This window comes from Pseudomonas sp. LBUM1645 (assembly GCF_059716185.1).
Window position 1 is genome coordinate 710,066 of the sequence record NZ_CP166811.1, and the last position, 17,650, is coordinate 727,715.

General features: G+C 60.4%; 15 protein-coding genes and 1 pseudogene. 9 read left to right on the forward strand and 7 right to left on the reverse strand.

Annotation, left to right across the window (positions count from 1 at the left end; genetic code table 11):
- Positions 1 to 4 precede the first annotated feature (4 nt).
- The 5 genes and pseudogenes from accB to gcbA all read right to left on the reverse strand — a co-directional run bounded on the left by accB (position 5) and on the right by gcbA (position 6,670).
- Positions 5 to 466, reverse strand: coding sequence for an acetyl-CoA carboxylase biotin carboxyl carrier protein (gene accB / locus ACA079_RS03025; RefSeq protein WP_008153753.1), 462 nt, complete (start codon positions 464 to 466; stop codon positions 5 to 7).
- Between the two features lie 46 nt (positions 467 to 512).
- A complete protein-coding gene (gene aroQ / locus ACA079_RS03030; protein ID WP_033059577.1) occupies positions 513 to 965 on the reverse strand; it encodes a type II 3-dehydroquinate dehydratase in 453 nt (150 codons plus the stop codon).
- Between the two features lie 131 nt (positions 966 to 1,096).
- Complete coding sequence (locus ACA079_RS03035) at positions 1,097 to 2,836, reverse strand: protein-disulfide reductase DsbD (RefSeq protein WP_497702532.1); 1,740 nt, start codon at positions 2,834 to 2,836, stop codon at positions 1,097 to 1,099.
- A gap of 164 nt (positions 2,837 to 3,000) precedes the next feature.
- A pseudogene (locus ACA079_RS03040) lies at positions 3,001 to 3,507 on the reverse strand (methyl-accepting chemotaxis protein); the annotation flags it as partial.
- A 1,492-nt stretch (positions 3,508 to 4,999) separates the two neighbouring features.
- A complete protein-coding gene (gene gcbA / locus ACA079_RS03045; protein ID WP_497702533.1) occupies positions 5,000 to 6,670 on the reverse strand; it encodes a diguanylate cyclase GcbA in 1,671 nt (556 codons plus the stop codon).
- A 286-nt stretch (positions 6,671 to 6,956) separates the two neighbouring features.
- Between gcbA and ACA079_RS03050 the strand changes: the two genes are divergently transcribed.
- The 7 genes from ACA079_RS03050 to ACA079_RS03080 all read left to right on the forward strand — a co-directional run bounded on the left by ACA079_RS03050 (position 6,957) and on the right by ACA079_RS03080 (position 14,597).
- Entirely contained in the window at positions 6,957 to 8,024 is a 1,068-nt protein-coding gene (locus ACA079_RS03050; protein WP_497702534.1) for a DUF2333 family protein, read from the forward strand.
- 3 nt (positions 8,025 to 8,027) lie between these two features.
- Positions 8,028 to 8,585 (forward strand): NUDIX hydrolase, encoded by a 558-nt coding sequence (locus tag ACA079_RS03055; protein ID WP_497702535.1) that lies wholly within the window; start codon positions 8,028 to 8,030, stop codon positions 8,583 to 8,585.
- A gap of 273 nt (positions 8,586 to 8,858) precedes the next feature.
- Entirely contained in the window at positions 8,859 to 9,230 is a 372-nt protein-coding gene (locus tag ACA079_RS03060) for a translation initiation factor Sui1 (protein WP_497702536.1), read from the forward strand.
- Between the two features lie 218 nt (positions 9,231 to 9,448).
- Positions 9,449 to 11,362: an arginine decarboxylase gene (gene speA, locus ACA079_RS03065; protein ID WP_095127310.1), complete on the forward strand. Its 1,914-nt coding sequence runs from the start codon at positions 9,449 to 9,451 to the stop codon at positions 11,360 to 11,362.
- 233 nt (positions 11,363 to 11,595) lie between these two features.
- On the forward strand, positions 11,596 to 12,924 hold the full coding sequence (locus ACA079_RS03070; protein WP_497702537.1) for a contractile injection system protein, VgrG/Pvc8 family: 1,329 nt from the start codon (positions 11,596 to 11,598) through the stop codon (positions 12,922 to 12,924).
- The gene (locus ACA079_RS03075; RefSeq protein WP_497702538.1) at positions 12,921 to 13,703 is read left to right on the forward strand and encodes a DUF4123 domain-containing protein; all 783 of its coding nucleotides are present in this window, start codon (positions 12,921 to 12,923) and stop codon (positions 13,701 to 13,703) included. Before ACA079_RS03070 ends, ACA079_RS03075 begins: the two co-directional genes overlap by 4 nt.
- 18 nt (positions 13,704 to 13,721) lie before the next feature.
- The gene (locus ACA079_RS03080) at positions 13,722 to 14,597 is read left to right on the forward strand and encodes an alpha/beta hydrolase (protein WP_497702539.1); all 876 of its coding nucleotides are present in this window, start codon (positions 13,722 to 13,724) and stop codon (positions 14,595 to 14,597) included.
- On the opposite strand, the gene ACA079_RS03085 is transcribed toward ACA079_RS03080, so the two are convergent.
- Both ACA079_RS03085 and ACA079_RS03090 read right to left on the reverse strand, forming a co-directional pair.
- The gene (locus ACA079_RS03085) at positions 14,591 to 15,940 is read right to left on the reverse strand and encodes an MATE family efflux transporter (RefSeq protein ID WP_497702540.1); all 1,350 of its coding nucleotides are present in this window, start codon (positions 15,938 to 15,940) and stop codon (positions 14,591 to 14,593) included. The two genes, ACA079_RS03080 and ACA079_RS03085, sit on opposite strands and share 7 nt — an antisense overlap.
- Before the next feature lie 165 nt (positions 15,941 to 16,105).
- A complete protein-coding gene (locus tag ACA079_RS03090) occupies positions 16,106 to 16,399 on the reverse strand; it encodes a hypothetical protein (RefSeq protein WP_033059560.1) in 294 nt (97 codons plus the stop codon).
- 195 nt (positions 16,400 to 16,594) lie between these two features.
- On the opposite strand from ACA079_RS03090, the gene ACA079_RS03095 reads away from it, so the two are divergent.
- Together ACA079_RS03095 and ACA079_RS03100 are read left to right on the forward strand one after the other, a co-directional pair.
- Positions 16,595 to 16,897, forward strand: coding sequence for a MazG-like family protein (locus ACA079_RS03095; protein WP_129438809.1), 303 nt, complete (start codon positions 16,595 to 16,597; stop codon positions 16,895 to 16,897).
- Positions 16,897 to 17,646, forward strand: coding sequence for a methyltransferase (locus ACA079_RS03100; RefSeq protein WP_129438807.1), 750 nt, complete (start codon positions 16,897 to 16,899; stop codon positions 17,644 to 17,646). The genes ACA079_RS03095 and ACA079_RS03100 overlap by 1 nt, the downstream gene beginning before the upstream one ends.
- Positions 17,647 to 17,650 lie beyond the last annotated feature (4 nt).

The window sequence follows — 17,650 nt, forward strand, 5'->3', positions numbered from 1 at the left end:
CGGTTCAAACGATGGTGAACAGCGGTTGGTCGTACTCAACCGGCTGGCCGTCTTCGACGAGGATGGATTCGATCACACCGCTGGATTCAGCTTCGATGTGGTTCATCATCTTCATGGCTTCGACGATGCACAGGGTGTCGCCTTTCTTCACGGTCTGGCCGACTTCAACGAAGGACGGCGAGGATGGCGAAGACTTGCGATAGAAGGTACCGACCATAGGCGAACGGGCAACGTTACCGTTCAGAACTGGCGCGGCCGGAGCAGCAGGTGCGGCGGCAGCAACCGGGGCAGCAGCGACAGGCGCAGGCGCCGGAGCATGCATTGGAGCCGGTGCGTAGTACTGCTGAGCCGGGGTCTTGCTGTGACGGCTGATGCGTACGGACTCTTCGCCTTCCTTGATCTCGAGCTCGTCGATGCCGGACTCTTCCAGCAGTTCGATCAGTTTCTTAACTTTACGGATATCCATGAATCATCAACTCCCAAGGGTCGGTCAGGGGCGTTACGCTTGTTGTTCAAGCTGTTGCCGGTCTTTCAAGCTGTTCTAGGGCGGCCTCCAGGGCCAGTCGATAACCGCTGGCGCCAAGGCCGCAGATCACTCCCACCGCTACATCGGAGAAGTAAGAGTGATGGCGGAAAGGTTCGCGTTTGTGCACGTTAGACAAATGCACTTCGATGAATGGGATGCTCACCGCCAGCAGCGCGTCACGTAATGCGACACTTGTGTGCGTAAAAGCTGCTGGGTTGATCAGAATGAAGTCCACACCTTCGCTGCGGGCAGCGTGGATGCGGTCGATCAATTCGTACTCGGCGTTGCTTTGCAGGTGCAGCAAATGGTGGCCGGCTTCACGGGCACGGCGTTCCAGGTCCTGGTTGATCTGCGCCAGTGTCGTAGCGCCGTAGGTGCCCGGTTCACGGGTGCCGAGCATGTTCAGGTTGGGTCCGTGCAGAACCAGTAGCGTCGCCATCTGCTGTTCCTTGTTATCTGTGTGCAATTGTCAGAACCCGGCGACTATGCCGCAAAGCCTTTGTGACTGTCCAGTTCTATGCAATAGCCAGCACGATGGCCGATGTTTGCGCGAAATATGTGACCGGGTTATTAAATCCGGTCATTTGCTTTGGCAACACGTTCGGCGAAGTCGGTGGCGTTGATCTCGCCGATCACTCGCACATCGGCGTGTTCGACGCCGTCCTTGCCGAAAAACATCAGCGCTGGCGGGCCGAACAGTTTGTAGCGGTCGAGCAGGGCGCGTTGCTCGGCGTTGCTGGCAGTGATGTCGAAGCGGATCAGGCGATAGCCTTTGAGGCGTTCGACGACCGTGGCGTCGTTGAGCACCTTATGTTCGATGACTTTGCAACTGATGCACCAGTCGGCGTACCAGTCGAGCAGCAGCGGGGTGCCCGATGATTTGGCTTCGGCGAGGACGCGGTCCAGGTCTGCCGGGGTGCTGACGGTTTGCCAGGCGCTGGTGTTTTGCGGTTGCTCGTTGCCGGCAACCGTGCGCGGCTGACCAATCGGATTGAGCAGGTCGGTCTGGCCGCTGAACGCTCCATACCAACACGCCAGCGCATAAAACAGCAGGAACATTCCCAGCAACTGGCCCAGGCGTTTTCTCGGCGGTTTGTAGACGAACTCCAGCGCACCCATGAACAAGCCAACGCCACCGGCCAACAAGCCGATCAGCAGCAGCGTGATCTGGCCCGGCAGTACTCGACTGAGCAGACCGATCGCCAGCCCCAGCAACAAAACGCCAATCGCGTTTTTCACATAGATCAGCCAGGGGCCGCTTTTCGGTAGCCAGGCGGCGCCACCGGTGGCGACCAGCAACAGCGGTGCACCCATGCCCAGGCCAAGCATGAACAATTTCAGACCACCGCCCAATGCATCGCCGCTGGCGCTGATGTACAGCAGCGCGCCGGCCAGCGGTGCCGAGACGCAGGGCGACACCAGCAGGCTGGAAACCACGCCCAGCACCGCGGCGCCCCACAACGAACCACCCTCGGTGCGACCGGCGATCCGATCCAGCCGACTGCTGATGGCGTGAGGCAGCTTGAGTTCGAAGACGCCAAACATCGCCAAGGCAAACAGCGCAAAAAACATCGCGAACGGCACCAGCACCCACGCCGATTGCAGCCGCGCCTGAAGATTGAGTTGTGCGCCGAACATCCCCATCAATGCCCCGAGCAGGGCGAAGCAGGCGGCCATTGGCAGCACATAAGCGAGGGACAGATTGAAGCCGCGTAAACCACCCACTTGGCCGCGCAACACCACGCCGGACAGGATCGGCAGCATCGGCAGCACACACGGAGTGAACGTCAGGCCCAGGCCTGCGAGGAAAAACAGCGCCAGTTCGCGCCAGCTCCAGGCTGGAGTCGTACCAGCGCTGCCATCAATGCTCAGGCGTTCGGTCTCGGGTGGATAGCACAAGCCTTTGTCGGCGCAACCCTGGTACGTAACCACTAGGATGAAAGCGCGTTGATCGGTGCGCGGCACCTCTACATCGAGAACCCCGTGGTAGACCTCGACATCACCGAAATACTCATCGTGTTTCTGTTCTCCCTTGGGCAGTTGCGCGGCGCCCAGGCCTGCATCGGCCGGGTCGGCGCGAAACTGAAAGCGGTGCCGGTAGAGGTAGTAACCCTCGGTGGCGACGAAACGCAGTTTGATCGATTTCGGTGTGCTTTCTACCAGGCTCAGCTGAAATGCTTCGCGCACCGGCAGGAAGTCGGCGCTGTTGTTGATCGAGCCCAGCGTCGAACTGGGCCGACTGTCCAGCAAGCCAGCGGCGGTGGCCGGCAGGGCGAGCACTAAAAACAACAGGCAGAGCAAACGGCGCATGACAATCTCGCGTATCGAAAGTGAGGGCATGATAGCGGACAGTCGCGGGGTGTGCAGGGTGGGGAGTCTTGCGGTGATTGTTCTGGCGCCATCGCGAGCAAGCTCGCTCCCACATTTGGAATGCGTTCCCCTGTGGGAGCGAGCTTGCTCGCGATGGCGATTTATCAGACGCGGAAGGCTTGGACGGCGGTATGCAGTCGTCCACCCAACACCAGCAAATTCTCTCCCTGTACGCGCCCTTCACCAATGCGCAGCAAATTATCCCCACCCAATTGGTGAATCCGCTCACTGTGATCGCGGATCTCGCTGACGGCGCCGCTCTGCTGGGCGGTGACATCGGCGATGCGCACGGCGGTGTCGGAAATGGTCTGGATCGCGCCGACGATTTTATCCAGCGCACCGTCGGCGGCCTGGGCCTGATTGGCAGTGGCTTCGGCGTGTTCGACCTGGGCGCGCATGCCTTCCACCGATTGTCGCGCCGCGGTTTGCAAACCGGCGATCAGGGTCTGGATCTCTGCTGTGGCGCCAGCGGTGCGTTGTGCCAGTGAGCGAACTTCTTCGGCCACCACCGCAAACCCTCGACCCATTTCCCCGGCTCGGGCCGCTTCGATGGCAGCGTTCAGGGCCAGCAGGTTGGTCTGGTCAGCAATCGAGCGGATCACCGTCAGCACGCCACCGATGGTTGCCGACTCTTCGGCCAGGTGTTCGATCATTTGCGCGTTGCCTTGCACTTCGCCAACCAGCGCGTGCAGACCGGTGAGGCTCAAACCGATGACTTTCTGGCCATGCTCCACCGCCAATCCGGCATGACGGCTGGCGTCGGCGGCCTGGCTGGCATCACCGGCAACCTGTTGAATGGTCGCTTCCAGTTCGCCGAGAGAATCACGGATCAGCGCTGTGTCGCCGGCCTGATGTTCGGCGCCGCTGTGCAGGTCATTGCTCAACTCGGCCAGGGTTCGGCTGCTACCGGCGACCTGCTCAGCGTTGAGGCGAATGGTCCCGACCAGGTCGACCAGATAGGCGCGCAAGCGATTGAGCGAAGCTTGAATGTCATGCAGTTCGCGATTGGTTTTACCCAGTTGAATGTCCTGGCTGAAATCGCCCTCGGCCCAGGTCGAGAGGGCCGGGGCGAGGTTGGTCAGCGTCCGGGCCAGTTTCCGTTGCAAGGTGTCGATCAGCAAAGCAATCAGCAGAATCAGGCCAATCATCACGCCTTGCATCAACCGCACTTCGCCCTGGATCTGTCCGTGCTGGGCGCGAACCACCGGCTCCAGTCCAGCGATGGCCTGCTGCACGGCGGCGATTTTCAGGTGAGTGGCGGCGCTGAGGTCGGTGCGTTTCTGGATCTGGTCACGTGTGCGCGCCAGTTCGGCCGGGTAGCGAGTGAGGAGGCTGTTCAGTTCACGCTTGAGGCCGACGCCAGCATCCTCGGCAACGGCTTTTTCAGTGTTCTCCAGGCCCATCATCGCCGCGAAATCATCCGTGCCCGATTCACTTTTGCTCGTCACACCCAGCAGCGGCAACGTTTCCAGAAGCTCAGCCTGGGTGCGGATGTTGGCGACTTCACGCTCGACATCGGCGGCCAATTCGCTGCGGCCGCTGCTGACCAGTTTGTCCCGGGCCAGAGACAACTTGCCCAAGTGCTGGGAGGCGGCGAGCAACGGCGTCAGATACGCCGCGTTAGCGCTGGCGTATTGGCTGAGCTGATCGAGGCTGGCGCCGAGTTCCCGTTCAGCCTGCAGCAGCAGCGCTTGCGGATCACCGGCCAGTTTGCCGGCCGCCAGCAGATCGGTTTTGCTGAATTCTTCGAGGTTCGACAAGCTCGGGCGCAAGGTGTCGGCCAACGCCGGCGGCAACTCGCCGAGTTCCTTTTGCACGCCGTCGATGGCCTGGCTGGCACTACTCAGGCGCAGGGCATCGCCGCTGGCGAGGTAGTCCTCGATGTTGCGTGCGACTTCATTTTGAAATTGCTGGGACAAGCCCAGGTAACGCTCCATCAATAGATAGGGGCGTTCCAGGGCCTTCTGCGACCACCAAAGCGTGGCGCCAAGGGCCACGCACACGGCGACTAAAAGGAGGGTATTGAGATTGGTCAGCAGCTTCAGGCGCATCGCGGGTCTACCAGCGGCAGAATGGTAAGCGCCTGAATTTATTGCGTTTGTGTTACAGGGTTATGACCGAATGGGTCGATTCCGATGAAAAAGTGGCACTTTGCTTTGACGTCCGCGCAGCCTGCACGCGGTTGCGTCCGGCGTCCTTCGCGCGGTATAGCGCTTCGTCTGCCTGGCTGGCCATCATCACGCTGTCGGTGTTTTCACACAGTTCCACCACCCCGGCGCTGAACGTGCACCAGAGATCCTGCGGTTGCGCCGGGTAGTGAATTTCGGCAAAGCGTCGACGGATTTCGTCGAGCACTTTGTGGGCCGATTCGAGATCGGTGTCCGGCATGACGATCGCGAACTCTTCACCGCCGTAACGGCCAATGAAATCGGTCTTGCGCAAGCGTTGCTTGAGAAACAGCGCCAGGCTCTTGATCACCCGATCGCCCATGGGGTGGCCGTGGCTGTCGTTGACCCGTTTGAAGTGGTCGATGTCGAGCATTGCAAAGCTCAGCGGCTTGTTTTCGCGGCGGGCGCGGAACGAACAATCTTCGAGCAATTGCAGAATGTGGGTGTGGTTGTACAAGCCGGTCAGGCTGTCGCGCACCATCCGCGCCTTGAGATTGCGCGCCCGCGCCGCGCGGTTGCGCACGGTGGTGATCAGGTGTCGTGGCTTTATCGGTTTGGTCAGGAAGTCGTCGCCGCCCTCGCTCATGGCGTCGAGCTGCTTGTCCAGATCGTCTTCGGCCGACAGGTAAATGATCGGCACGCTGACATAACGGTCGTTATGACGGATCACCTTGGCCAGTTCAGTACCGGTGCAGGCCGGCATGTACATGTCGAGGATGATCAGGTCTGGCTGGAAATCCGCGAGCTCTGCCATGGCCTGGATCGGCTCGATCAAGGTCCGCGTGACGATCCCGGCGCTGTTGAGCAGGCGTTCGGTGTGCAGGGCCTGGGCGCGGGAGTCGTCGATGATCAGCACTTTATAAGGTTCGTACTGGGCAACGCAGGTCAGGACTTCGATTTTCTCCAGCAGGCTCGAGGCTTCGAGGGTGCCGGTCAGGAATTCCTGGCCACCGGCACGCACGGCGGCGAGACGGGTCGGGGTGTCGGTTTCGTGCAAGCTGAAGAACAACAGCGGCAATTGATGATCGAGGCCTTCCTGGGCTTCGGCAGCCAGTTTCAGGCCGATGCCGGCGCCACTGAAGTCCACGTCCATGACGATCGCCGCAGGCAAGCGCTCGACCATCGAAGAGCGGAACGCCGCAACGCTGTCGAGGGCTTGCGCGCTGAGCCCAAAAAATTCCAGCTGCTTGGCCAGGCGCTCGGCGCGGTCGTAATCCTGCAGCATCACGTAGATCGGCTTGCGCAGCGGCGGCAGAAAGGTCTGGTCCAACTGATCGCCATGGCGCAAGCCGGTGCGAGACAGGCGCTGCATCAAACGATTGAGGTCAGTGATCAGTCCGCTGCTCAGGCGTCCGCGATTGGCGTCGACCGCCTCCAGCGACTGACCGATGTGGCGTGCCAACTGCGTGTGTTCAGGTTGTTCGAAGCGTTCGGCGAAACGCAGCAGGCGCAGGTTGGCCTCGCTCAGTTCCGATAAGTCGGTGGTGGACCACTCGCTGCGTTGCAGGCGCTGCCATATCTCAAGAATTTGACGTGCCTGATGAATTACCCGCTGGGCAAAGTGGTGCTTGAGGCGCTCACGGCTGGGGTCTTCTGGCTCGGTCATATCCTGACTACTAGTTAGGGTGCATGCTGAGATCGACTGGTGGCTCTATGCTAGCACCTCTTTTCCATCGTATGAGTGTCGTACGTCAATTAACTGCAAAGCGACCTGATTCAGTTACTGACCGGTTGGTCGCATAGGATCGAAGCTGTGCTTCATTTATAGTGGCCGTCGATCGTGGTCATTGTGCGGGTAGTGTTTACGCAGGATTTAATGCGCGGCAAACGAGGCACGATGAGATAGGGTTGTGGTCGAACCGATGAACTCAAGTGATTGAAAGGATATCGCCATGCTGGACTGGAAGAACCGCGCGGGCAGCGCGCCTGAACGTGCCGCTGAACCGAAATCGGCCACCCGCAGTTACTTGGGTGGCGTATTGTTCAGCCGGGCGCTGGCCACTCTGATTGCCATTTACTTGCTGGTGGCTATTGCGCTGGGCTGGTACTGGAGCCAGGAACCTGCGCTGTTTCCGGTTCAGCAGAATGCCCAGATGGCCGCCGAGAAAGAAGGCAAGCAAATGGTCATCGGCTACACCACGGTTGAAACCCTCAAGACCGTCGCCGGTACTTTGCTGACCAAGCCGGGTGGCTATATTTCCAACGACCGTTTTCCGCCGGGCCTGTGGATGGATAACACGCCGAGCTGGGAATATGGCGTGCTGGTCCAGGTCCGCGACCTGAGTCGTGCCATGCGTAAAGACTTCGCCCGTTCGCAGTCGCAGTCCACCGAAGACGCTGACCTGGCCAAGGCCGAGCCGCGCTTCAACTTCGACAACAAGAGCTGGGTACTGCCCTCCAGTGAGTCCGAATACCAGGAAGGCATCAACTCCCTGAGCCGTTATCAGGCGCGGCTCTCCGACCCGAGTCAGAAAAGCGCGCTGTTCTATGCGCGCGCCGACAACCTGAACAACTGGCTGGGCGATGTCGGTACTCGTTTGGGTTCGCTGTCGCAACGGCTGTCGGCCAGCGTAGGCCGGGTCAAGCTCAACACCGCGCTGAAAACCGAAGTCCTGGCCCCGGGTCAGGTGCCGCAGGTAGACGAAGAAATCGTCGAAACCCCGTGGATGCAGATCGACAACGTGTTCTACGAAGCTCGCGGTCAGGCCTGGGCCTTGTCCCATCTGCTGCGCGCCATCGAAGTCGACTTCGCCGATGTGCTGGCCAAGAAGAACGCCACGGTCAGCGTGCGTCAGATCATTCGTGAACTGGAAGCCTCGCAGGAACCGGTCTGGAGTCCTATGATCCTTAATGGCAGCGGCTTCGGGGTGCTGGCCAACCACTCGCTGGTCATGGCCAACTACATCTCCCGGGCCAACGCCGCAGTGATCGATTTGCGTCAATTGCTCAATCAGGGCTAAGTCATGGTCGATAGCGCCAGAGAGGTCGCGCACCGCGCGGCCTCGGATGCCGAACAGATCGCCTGGGTTGACGAGCAGGACAACCTGCTCGGCGCCCTGGTCCGCTCCGACCTGCGTGAGCGCGGGCTGATCGGGCGCGGCACTTACATCATGCTGTTCAATTCTGCCGGTGAACTCTGCGTGCATCGACGCACGCTGAGCAAAGCCATTTATCCTGGTTTCTGGGACGTAGCGGCAGGGGGCATGGTGCTCGCCACCGAAAGCTACGCCGAATCCGCTGCCCGCGAGCTGGAAGAAGAGCTGGGCGTGAGCGGTGTGGAATTGACTGCCCATGATCACTTTTTCTTCGAAGACACCGGCAACCGGCTCTGGTGTTCGGCGTTTTCGGCGGTGTGGGACGGTCCATTGATCCTGCAACCCGAAGAAGTCCTTGAAGCGCGCTTCATCCCCGTCGATCAGGTCCTGCTGGAAATCCAGCAAAAGCCTTATTGCCCGGACTCTCTGGCCGCATTGAAGCGCTATCTCCGCGCCCGTGGGTCGGACGTCGCAAAAGAGGCATAAATTGGCGCCGATTGGCTCTTAGCAAGTCGGCTTTTTGCCGTTACACTGCGCGACCTTGTAGGAGCTGTCGAGTGCAACGAGGCTGCGATCTTTTGATTTTACCGTTGAATCAAAATCAAAAGATCGCAGCCTCGTTGCACTCGACAGCTCCTACACGCATACACAGTGTTGTACGTTTTCAGTAGCGCTGCCCCTGCCTGAGTGGGGCTTCGCGGTCGATGGCACTTGCCCAAGTTGCCGCGACCAGTCTTTGTCCTCCCAAGAGGATTGCCGGTGGCCAAAAAAGCCGCATCCTTCGCCGCCCTTGGTGGCTTGGTATTTTCCACCGACGCAGGTCGTCATTGCCCGGATTGCAGTAAACCGGTGGATGCCTGCATCTGCAAACAGACCGCTATCCCGGCCGGCGACGGCATCGCTCGCGTGCGTCGCGAAAGCAAGGGCCGTGGCGGCAAGACGGTGACCACCATCACCGGCGTGCCGTTGGCCGAAGACGCACTCAAGGACCTGGCTACCACGTTGAAGAAACGTTGCGGGACCGGTGGTGCGTTGAAAGACGGAATCATTGAAATCCAGGGCGATCATGTCGAGCTACTCTTGGCCGAGCTGATCAAACACGGTTTCAAAGCGAAGAAGTCCGGCGGCTAGCAGCCTCTGTGAAAACCACCCTCGGCTTGATCCAGCCCTGATCCGATTCAGGTCTGGCGTCGTCTACATGGTTTTCACAGAGCCTGTTCTGACCGGTTTCTAAACTCACTGCGGTCAGCGAGGTCTATCCCCTCGTTGACGAACCGTCATTTTCATTCTTTAGACTGCGCCGGCCTGAACACAGGCGACGCTCTATGACTTCTTTATAGGGGACTTCAATGTCCGTACGACGCACACGCAAAGACGATGGCAGCCAATGGACAGTTGCGGACAGCCGCAGTGTTTACGGGATTCGCCATTGGGGGGCCGGGTACTTCGCGATCAATGACGCCGGTCGCGTCGAAGTTCGTCCGAACGGTCCGACCAGTTCGCCTATCGACCTCTTCGAGCAAGTCGACCAGCTGCGTAAAAGCGGCCTGTCCTTGCCGTTGCTGGTGCGTTTCCCTGACATTCTGCAAGACCGCGTGCGTCAGCTGACCGGCGCCTTCGACGCTAACATCGAGCGTCTGGAATACCAGAGCAAGTACACCGCGCTGTACCCGATCAAGGTGAACCAGCAAGAAGCGGTGATCGAGAACATCATCGCGACCCAAGACGTGTCCATTGGTCTTGAAGCCGGCTCCAAGCCTGAGCTGCTGGCCGTGCTGGCCCTGGCGCCGAAGGGCGGCACCATCGTCTGCAACGGCTACAAGGATCGCGAGTTCATTCGTCTGGCGCTGATGGGCCAGAAGCTCGGCCACAACGTGTTCATCGTGATCGAGAAAGAATCCGAAGTCGCGCTGGTGATCGAAGAAGCCGCCTCGCTCAAGGTCAAACCACAGGTTGGTCTGCGCGTTCGTCTGTCGTCCCTGGCGTCGAGCAAATGGGCTGACACCGGTGGCGAGAAATCCAAGTTCGGTCTGTCGGCGGCGCAATTGCTGTCGGTGGTCGAGCGTTTCCGCGCGGCTGGCCTGGATCAGGGCATTCGCCTGTTGCACTTCCATATGGGCTCGCAGATCGCCAACCTGGCGGACTACCAACACGGCTTCAAGGAAGCGATTCGTTACTACGGCGAACTGCGCAACCTCGGCCTGCCGGTGGATCACATCGACGTCGGCGGCGGTTTGGGCGTGGACTACGACGGTACGCACTCGCGTAACGCCAGCTCGATCAACTACGACATGGACGATTACGCCGGTGTTGTGGTCGGGATGCTCAAGGAATTCTGCGACGCGCAGAACCTGCCGCACCCGAACATCTTCTCCGAAAGCGGCCGTTCCCTGACCGCTCACCACGCGATGCTGGTGGTGCAAGTGACCGACGTCGAGAAGCACAACGACGACGTGCCGCAGATCGACAACAAGGAAGAACTGCCGGAAACCGTGCAGTGGCTGGTTGACCTGCTGGGCCCGACCGACATCGAGATGGTCACCGAAACCTACTGGCGCGCCACTCACTACATGAGCGACATCGCGACCCAGTACGCCGATGGCAAGCTGACCCTGGCCGAGAAAGCCCTGGCCGAGCAATGCTACTTCGCCGTGTGCCGTCGCCTGCACAACTCGTTGAAGGCTCGTCAGCGTTCGCACCGTCAGGTGCTCGACGAACTCAACGACAAGCTGGCCGACAAGTACATCTGCAACTTCTCGGTATTCCAGAGCCTGCCGGACACTTGGGCCATCGGCCAGGTCCTGCCGATCCTGCCGCTGCACCGTCTCGACGAAGAGCCGCTGCGCCGTGCCGTGCTGCAAGATCTGACCTGCGACTCCGACGGCAAGATCAAGCAATACGTCGACGAGCAAAGCATCGAAACCAGCCTGCCGGTTCACGGTTTGAACGACGGTGAAGACTACCTGCTGGGTATCTTCCTGGTCGGCGCCTACCAGGAAATCCTCGGCGACATGCACAACCTGTTCGGTGACACCGACTCGGTGAACATCTATCAGAACGCTGACGGCAGCGTGTACCACGCGGGTATCGAAACCCACGACACTATCGAAGACATGCTGCGTTACGTGCACTTGTCGCCGGAAGAGTTGATGACCCACTACCGCGACAAATGCGCCAGTGCCCGCATCACCGCCGCCGAGCGTACCCAGTTCCTCGACGCGCTGCGTCTGGGTCTGACCCGTTCCTCTTACCTGTCTTCTTGAGGTAAGGCACTGCTCTCATCAGGTTGTCTGAAAATGTTCCGCACGTAGCGGAAATTTCAGATGACTTGGTGGGATGCCTCTCTGATTTCAAGCGAAATGACTTACATTCTTGGCCATCCAAGCGACGTGGTCTTCTTTTCGCGTAGGTCATTTCCTAAGTTGTACTTCGGCACTCTACTCGGCCAACTCTCTCGGAGAGAATCCCCGACCGCCCCTCCTGTAGAGAATCGCCGATGTTCGATCCAGCCAACGAGCCGTCATTTCGTCTGGATGTAGAGGGTCTGCCCGACCCCTTTGAGGTCTTGGCGTTTACCGGTAGTGAAGCCATCAGCGAGCCTTTTGTGTTCAACGTGGATCTGCTGATCGATGACCCGACACTCGACCTTGCAAGCCTGCTGTACCGTCCGGCCTTTCTGCATGTCGGGCCTGCGGGAAACGGCTTTCACGGACAATTGCATGAACTCGTCCAGCGTGATCATGACCCGGCTGTCAGGCTCTGCCGCGTACGTCTGGGGCCGAAGCTGGCGTGCCTTTCCCTGCGCTTTAGCCAGCGAATTTTCAGCGCGCGCTCGGTGCCGCAAATCCTCAGTCAGGTGCTCAAGGAGCACGGTATTGCCGGCAAGAATCGGCGTTTTGAGCTGGGGGGCAATTACCCGCGCCGTGATTTCTGTACGCAGTACCACGAATCGGATCTGCAATTTATCCAGCGTCTATGTGCTCAGGAACGGCTTCACTACCATTTCGAACACGGCGAGCGCGGGCATTGCGTGGTTTTCGGTGATTGTCAGGGGCACTTTCGATTCGGTGAGAGCGCGGTCTTTCAGGTCGAGAGCGAGCAACCGGCCGTGCGTCAGTTCAAGCTTCTGGGGTGCGCTGGGCAACGAACCGCGTCGATTGCCGAAGGTCGGACGGACCTGACGACACTGCGCAGCGGTCAGTTGATGCCGCTGTCCGGCCATCCGATTGCCGACTGGAATGATCTCTGGCTGCTGACTCACGTCGAGCATCAGGGTAGCCAGGATTTAACGGCGTCCTACAGCAACCAGATCCGCGCGATTCACTGGCAGGTGCCTTTTGTATCGCCTCATTGCGCAGTGCAACCCAGGATGCACAGCCTGCAACGGGCCTGGGTGGTCAACATTGATGAGTCATGCCCCGATCCGTCCAGACCGGTTGCCGTGCAATTTGACTGGCTCTATCAGGGCGAGGGCGCGGTGCCCAGCCACTGTTGGCTGCCGTTGGCCGCTGAACTGGGCGACGCGGCAGTCACGCAGTTGAGTGAGGGGGTCGAGGTGGTGGTTAGCTTTATCGAGGGGGATCCGGATCAGCCGCTGATTACCGGATTTCTTCACACCCCTGCGTCCGTTGAAAAGGCTGAGGAGGTCGGCCCGCCGCGCACATCCGCGACAGATGATGTCGAGGGCTTGCTGGAGTTTCTGCAATCGAGCGAGCCATTGATGTTGCTATGTCTGCTGCCCGGTGGCGGCAGTTTCAACCATTGCACGCAGGCCCTCTGCACCTGCCGGGCGGCGATGCAGTTTGGCCAGAGCGGTGCGGCATGATCGCCGCGACCCCGCAATGGCTATTGCTGGATGTGCCGGGTGCGCCACAGGCGGGGGCGATGCTGCAACAGAAGTTTGCGCATGCCCGGTGGTTCTGGTTGTTCGAAGGCACTGAGTGGCATGCGTTGCGTGAACACGGCCCGGCCCTGATCGACCTTCGGACATGCCCTGCGCTGGTCGGGTTATGTGACAGCGAAGTGCCCCTCTGGCGCGGCTTGCTGATGGCCAGCGAAGCGTTGTCGCCTCTGTTGCTGGAGCATTTGCGCCGCATGCTCACGGTCACTTTCGGTCTGCATCACCGAGCCTTGTTGAGTTACTACAACCCGCACACGGCCAGTTACTTTTTCGATGCCTGCGATGCGCAGGAGCTGAGTCGCTGGCTGGGTCCTATCAGCCAATTGCGCTGGTTCGGCGGGACGTGGGCCGACCGCGCGATCGGCAGTCAGGGCTGGCAGCAGCTGGTCAATCCGGGGCTTGCCGTCAGCCCTTTGGCGGTTGAAGAAAACCTCAGTCCTCGTCAGCAGGAAAAACTGCAAACCTGCCTGCTGGAGCAACATGCCTGGCACTGGAGTCGATCTACAGGGACTGACTACAACACGCTGTGGTCCTACGTGCAGGAAGGGCTGGCGCTGGATTTTACCGAGCGCCCGGTACTCGATGACTGGTTATGGCTACGCTTGCAGTACCCCGGCGCATTGCCTGGGCACGCATTGCCAGGACTCACCCAGCAGGAACGTCTCGATAGCCTGCGCAACCGGTGGCAGAACGATCAGCCCTGAACACGAGGTTCAACTTCGATGGCGAGCACCAAGCGGCGGTTGTTCAGCCTGATAATCGGCGGCGTAATGCTGGCTGTGATGACGGCGTGCTCGCCGCTGAAGTTGCTCAATGCGCTGACCCCCGACGCATTCTGCGACAAGGCCGAGGGCATTGCCTATGGCCCTGATCCGCGGCAAAAACTCGATGTGTATGTGCCACGCCCTCCCAAAAAAAACGCCCCGGTGGTGGTGTTTTTCTATGGCGGCAGCTGGAACAGCGGTTCACGCAGCGATTACGCTTTTGTCGGCGAAGCCTTGGCGTCCCGGGGAATTGTGGCGGTGCTGGCGGACTATCGGTTGTATCCGCAGGTGCGTTATCCACTGTTCCTTGAAGATGGCGCCCGAGCCGTGGCCTGGACCCATGAACACATTCGGCAGTATTCCGGTAATCCGCAGCGGTTGTACCTGATGGGCCACAGTTCCGGGGCTTACAACGTCGCGATGCTGGCGCTGGATCCCGGGTTACTGGGGGCGGTGGGTCTGTCGCCGCACAACCTCAGCGGCTGGATCGGTCTGGCCGGGCCTTATGATTTTCTGCCGATCAAGAATCCGCAGGTGCGCCCGGTGTTTTTCTGGCCGGACTCACCACCCCGGTCGCAGCCGATCAATCATGTCAGTCGTGGCTCGCCGCCGGCCTTGTTGATCGCGGCGAGCGACGATGAACTGGTCAACCCGGCCCGCAACACCGGTGGTCTGGCGCGCAAACTGCGCGAGGCGGGCGTGCCGGTGCAGGACCTGTATTTCTCGCGCCCCAGCCACGCCACGCTGGTGGCGACGCTGTCGCGGCCGATGCGCGGTTTGGCTCCGGTGCTGGATGTGGTCACGGCCTTCGTCAAAGCCACGCCGATTCAGTGAGCTTTGCCTGCGAACCAGCCGTCGTTTTTGTGCAGATACCAGGCAAACGCGCCGAGGGTCAGGCTGCGCAGCAACATGAACAATAGAAAGGTTATCCACAGTCCATGGTTGCCCAAACCTTGCAGCGCCCAAGCGAACGGCAGCAACAAAACCACCGTCAGCAGCATGCCGTTGCGCATTTCCCGGGCACGAGTGGCGCCGATAAACAGCCCGTCGAGCAGGTAACTCCCGACCGCGATCAGCGGCAGCGCGGCGAGGTAGGGCAGGTAGATAAACGCCGTGTCGCGCACGCTCTGAATGTTGGTCTGCATCTCGATAAACAGATGCCCGGCGAACAGGAACAGCACGGCAAAACCCAGGCTCGCCAGCAACGACCAACCGCAAGCCACCACCAATGAGCGACGCAGGGCCTCTCGATCACGAGCACCAATGGCATGCCCACAAAGGGCTTCCACCGCGTGGGCCAGGCCGTCCAGCGCATGGGCGGTCAGCAGCAAACCGTTGAGCAGCAGCGCGTTGGCGGCGACGGTCGCGTCACCCAGTCGCGCGCCTTGCACGGTGATCAGGAAAAACACCGATTGCAGCGCCAGGCTGCGGATGAAAATGTCGCGGTTGACCGCCAAAAGCGGCCGCCAGCTCTGCCACAACGCCAACGCGGCCCAGGCGATGTGGCCGGGATAGGCGCGCAGGGCGTTGCGGGTCATCAGCAGGCCGATCAGCGCGCCGGTCCATTCGGCAATTACCGACGCTCGGGCCGCACCGACTACGCCCCATTCCAGCCCGAGGACGAACCACAGGTTCAGCGCGATGTTCACCAGGTTGGTGCTCAGCAGAATGGCCAGCGGCGCCCGGGCGTTCTGAGTGCCGAGGAACCAGCCGACCAGCGCATAACTGGCCAGCGCCGCCGGCAGACCGAACAGGCGGGTGTGGAAAAACTCGCGGGTCAACTGATCCAGCTCCGCCGACGGCTGCATGAAATGCAGCGCAACCCCGCTCAACGGCACACCCAGTGCTCCCAGGACAATGGCCAGTCCCATGGCCAGCAACAGGCCCTGCAGCAAGATCTGCCGCAATGCCGCGCCGTCCTCACGCCCGGCGGCCTGTGCGGCGAACCCGGTGGTGCCCATGCGCAGAAAACCCATGGCCCAGGCGAGAAAGGTATACAGGCTGGCCCCGACCGCGACGGCGCCCAACTGATGGGCGTGGGGCAAGTGGCCGATGACGGTACTGTCGACCAGCGCCACCAGCGGTACGGAAATGTTCGAGAGAATCATCGGCGCAGCGAGCGCCCAGACTCGACGATGGGTAGGGCGGTCGCGCCAGTCGGCGATCAGGTTGGACATGCAGGCTCCTTGGGGGAGCGGCATTGTAGCGACACATTGGAAATCTGCAGCGATCCATTGTGGGAGCGAGCTTGCTCGCGATGGCGGTCTGACCATCAACATGGATGTTGAATGTGCCGGCCTCATCGCGAGCAAGCTCGCTCCCACAGGGGTTAAGGGGCTGCCTTAATGAATAATCCAGCTCAACAACCACAACCCCAGCAGCAACCAGATAATCCCCATGATGATCGACGCATTCATGAACGCCCGAATCGCCGACCACAACAGCATCAACCCCAAAATCAGCGCAATGATGCTGATGATCGACGCGTCCATGCCCAGCGCACGGGACAGCCCTTCGACAAAGTTGCTGCCGGCGTGGCTCAGCAGATTGAACAAGCCGCTGAGGCCGTCAACGATGAAACGGATAACCGAACCAAGTGCCTGGCCGAGCCATTCGAAAAAACTTTCTACCTGCATGTCGTGAGCGTCCTTGATGAAAGTGGTGGCGTGGTTGCCGGACTTGAGCCTTGGGCTATCGAGCAGGGTACCGAGTTCCCGTAGGAGCTGCCGCAGGCTGCGATCTTTTGATTATGGTGTAAAGATCCGCACCGCACCGAGACGCTTGCCTTCCCCCGTCATCCCCCCGAAGCTATACGCCTTCAGGAGAGCCCGATGAACCTTGTTGAACTGACCGAACGCCTGCACGCCATCCGTGACCGCAATGACTGGCGGCAATTTCACAGCCCGAAAAACCTGGCCATGGCCGCGAGCGTGGAAATGTCCGAGCTGGTGGAGATTTTCCAGTGGCTGACCGAAGACCAGTCGCGCCAGTTGCCGGCGGACACACTCGCCCATGCCGGGCAGGAAATCGGTGACATCGTGCTCTATCTACTGCTGCTGTGCAGCGAGTTGGGGTTGGACATGAATGAAGTCGTGCGCAGCAAACTCGCGGACAGCGAACGGAGGTTCAGCTGATGAGCGACCGTCATTTCGATCAACTGGCAACCCGCTTCGCCGAAAAAATCTACGGCGGTGCCAAAGGCGCGATCCGTCTGGCGGTGCTTCAGGCCGACCTGGCCGAAACCTTGCCGGACCGGCCGTTGCGCGTACTGGACATCGGCGCCGGTCTGGGCCACATGTCGTTGTGGCTGGCCCAACGTGGTCATGAGGTCACGCTGGCCGAGCCCGCCGAGCCGATGCTCGAAGGCGCCCGCCAGCGCTTTGCCGACGCCGGGCAAACAGCAACGTTCATTCAGGCGCCGTGGCAGGATCTGCTCGGCCAACTCACCGAACCCTACGACCTGGTGCTGTGCCACGCGGTGCTGGAATGGCTGGCCGAACCTCACGCGATCCTGCCGGTCCTGCATCAATTGACCAAGCAGGATGGCTGGTTGTCCCTGGCCTTCTACAACCGCGATGCGTTGATCTATCGCAACCTGCTCAAAGGCCACTTCCGCAAGATGCGCAAGAACGACATGGCCGGCGAAAAGCAAAGCCTCACTCCGCAACAGCCCCTTGATCCACGGGAACTGGCGGCGCAACTTGAAGGCCTGTGGCAGGTCGAAACCCAGAGCGGGGTGCGGGTTTTTCACGACTACATGCCGGTGGAATTCCAGGCCCGCGCCGAACTGGTGGACTTGCTGGAAATGGAACTGGCCCACCGTCGTCACCCAAGCTTTGCCGGGCTTGGGCGCTACTTGCACTGGATCTGTCGGCCGGTCTGATCGG

What these genes read in the sequence shown, in the direction of transcription:
- accB (WP_008153753.1), bottom strand. Translation starts at nt 466, where the DNA reads ATGGATATCCGTAAAGTTAAGAAACTGATCGAACTGCTGGAAGAGTCC.
- aroQ (WP_033059577.1), bottom strand. Translation starts at nt 965, where the DNA reads ATGGCGACGCTACTGGTTCTGCACGGACCCAACCTGAACATGCTCGGC.
- ACA079_RS03035 (WP_497702532.1), bottom strand. Translation starts at nt 2,836, where the DNA reads ATGCGCCGTTTGCTCTGCCTGTTGTTTTTAGTGCTCGCCCTGCCGGCC.
- gcbA (WP_497702533.1), bottom strand. Translation starts at nt 6,670, where the DNA reads ATGACCGAGCCAGAAGACCCCAGCCGTGAGCGCCTCAAGCACCACTTT.
- ACA079_RS03050 (WP_497702534.1), top strand. Translation starts at nt 6,957, where the DNA reads ATGCTGGACTGGAAGAACCGCGCGGGCAGCGCGCCTGAACGTGCCGCT.
- ACA079_RS03055 (WP_497702535.1), top strand. Translation starts at nt 8,028, where the DNA reads ATGGTCGATAGCGCCAGAGAGGTCGCGCACCGCGCGGCCTCGGATGCC.
- speA (WP_095127310.1), top strand. Translation starts at nt 9,449, where the DNA reads ATGTCCGTACGACGCACACGCAAAGACGATGGCAGCCAATGGACAGTT.
- ACA079_RS03070 (WP_497702537.1), top strand. Translation starts at nt 11,596, where the DNA reads ATGTTCGATCCAGCCAACGAGCCGTCATTTCGTCTGGATGTAGAGGGT.
- ACA079_RS03075 (WP_497702538.1), top strand. Translation starts at nt 12,921, where the DNA reads ATGATCGCCGCGACCCCGCAATGGCTATTGCTGGATGTGCCGGGTGCG.
- ACA079_RS03080 (WP_497702539.1), top strand. Translation starts at nt 13,722, where the DNA reads ATGGCGAGCACCAAGCGGCGGTTGTTCAGCCTGATAATCGGCGGCGTA.
- ACA079_RS03085 (WP_497702540.1), bottom strand. Translation starts at nt 15,940, where the DNA reads ATGTCCAACCTGATCGCCGACTGGCGCGACCGCCCTACCCATCGTCGA.
- ACA079_RS03090 (WP_033059560.1), bottom strand. Translation starts at nt 16,399, where the DNA reads ATGCAGGTAGAAAGTTTTTTCGAATGGCTCGGCCAGGCACTTGGTTCG.
- ACA079_RS03095 (WP_129438809.1), top strand. Translation starts at nt 16,595, where the DNA reads ATGAACCTTGTTGAACTGACCGAACGCCTGCACGCCATCCGTGACCGC.
- ACA079_RS03100 (WP_129438807.1), top strand. Translation starts at nt 16,897, where the DNA reads ATGAGCGACCGTCATTTCGATCAACTGGCAACCCGCTTCGCCGAAAAA.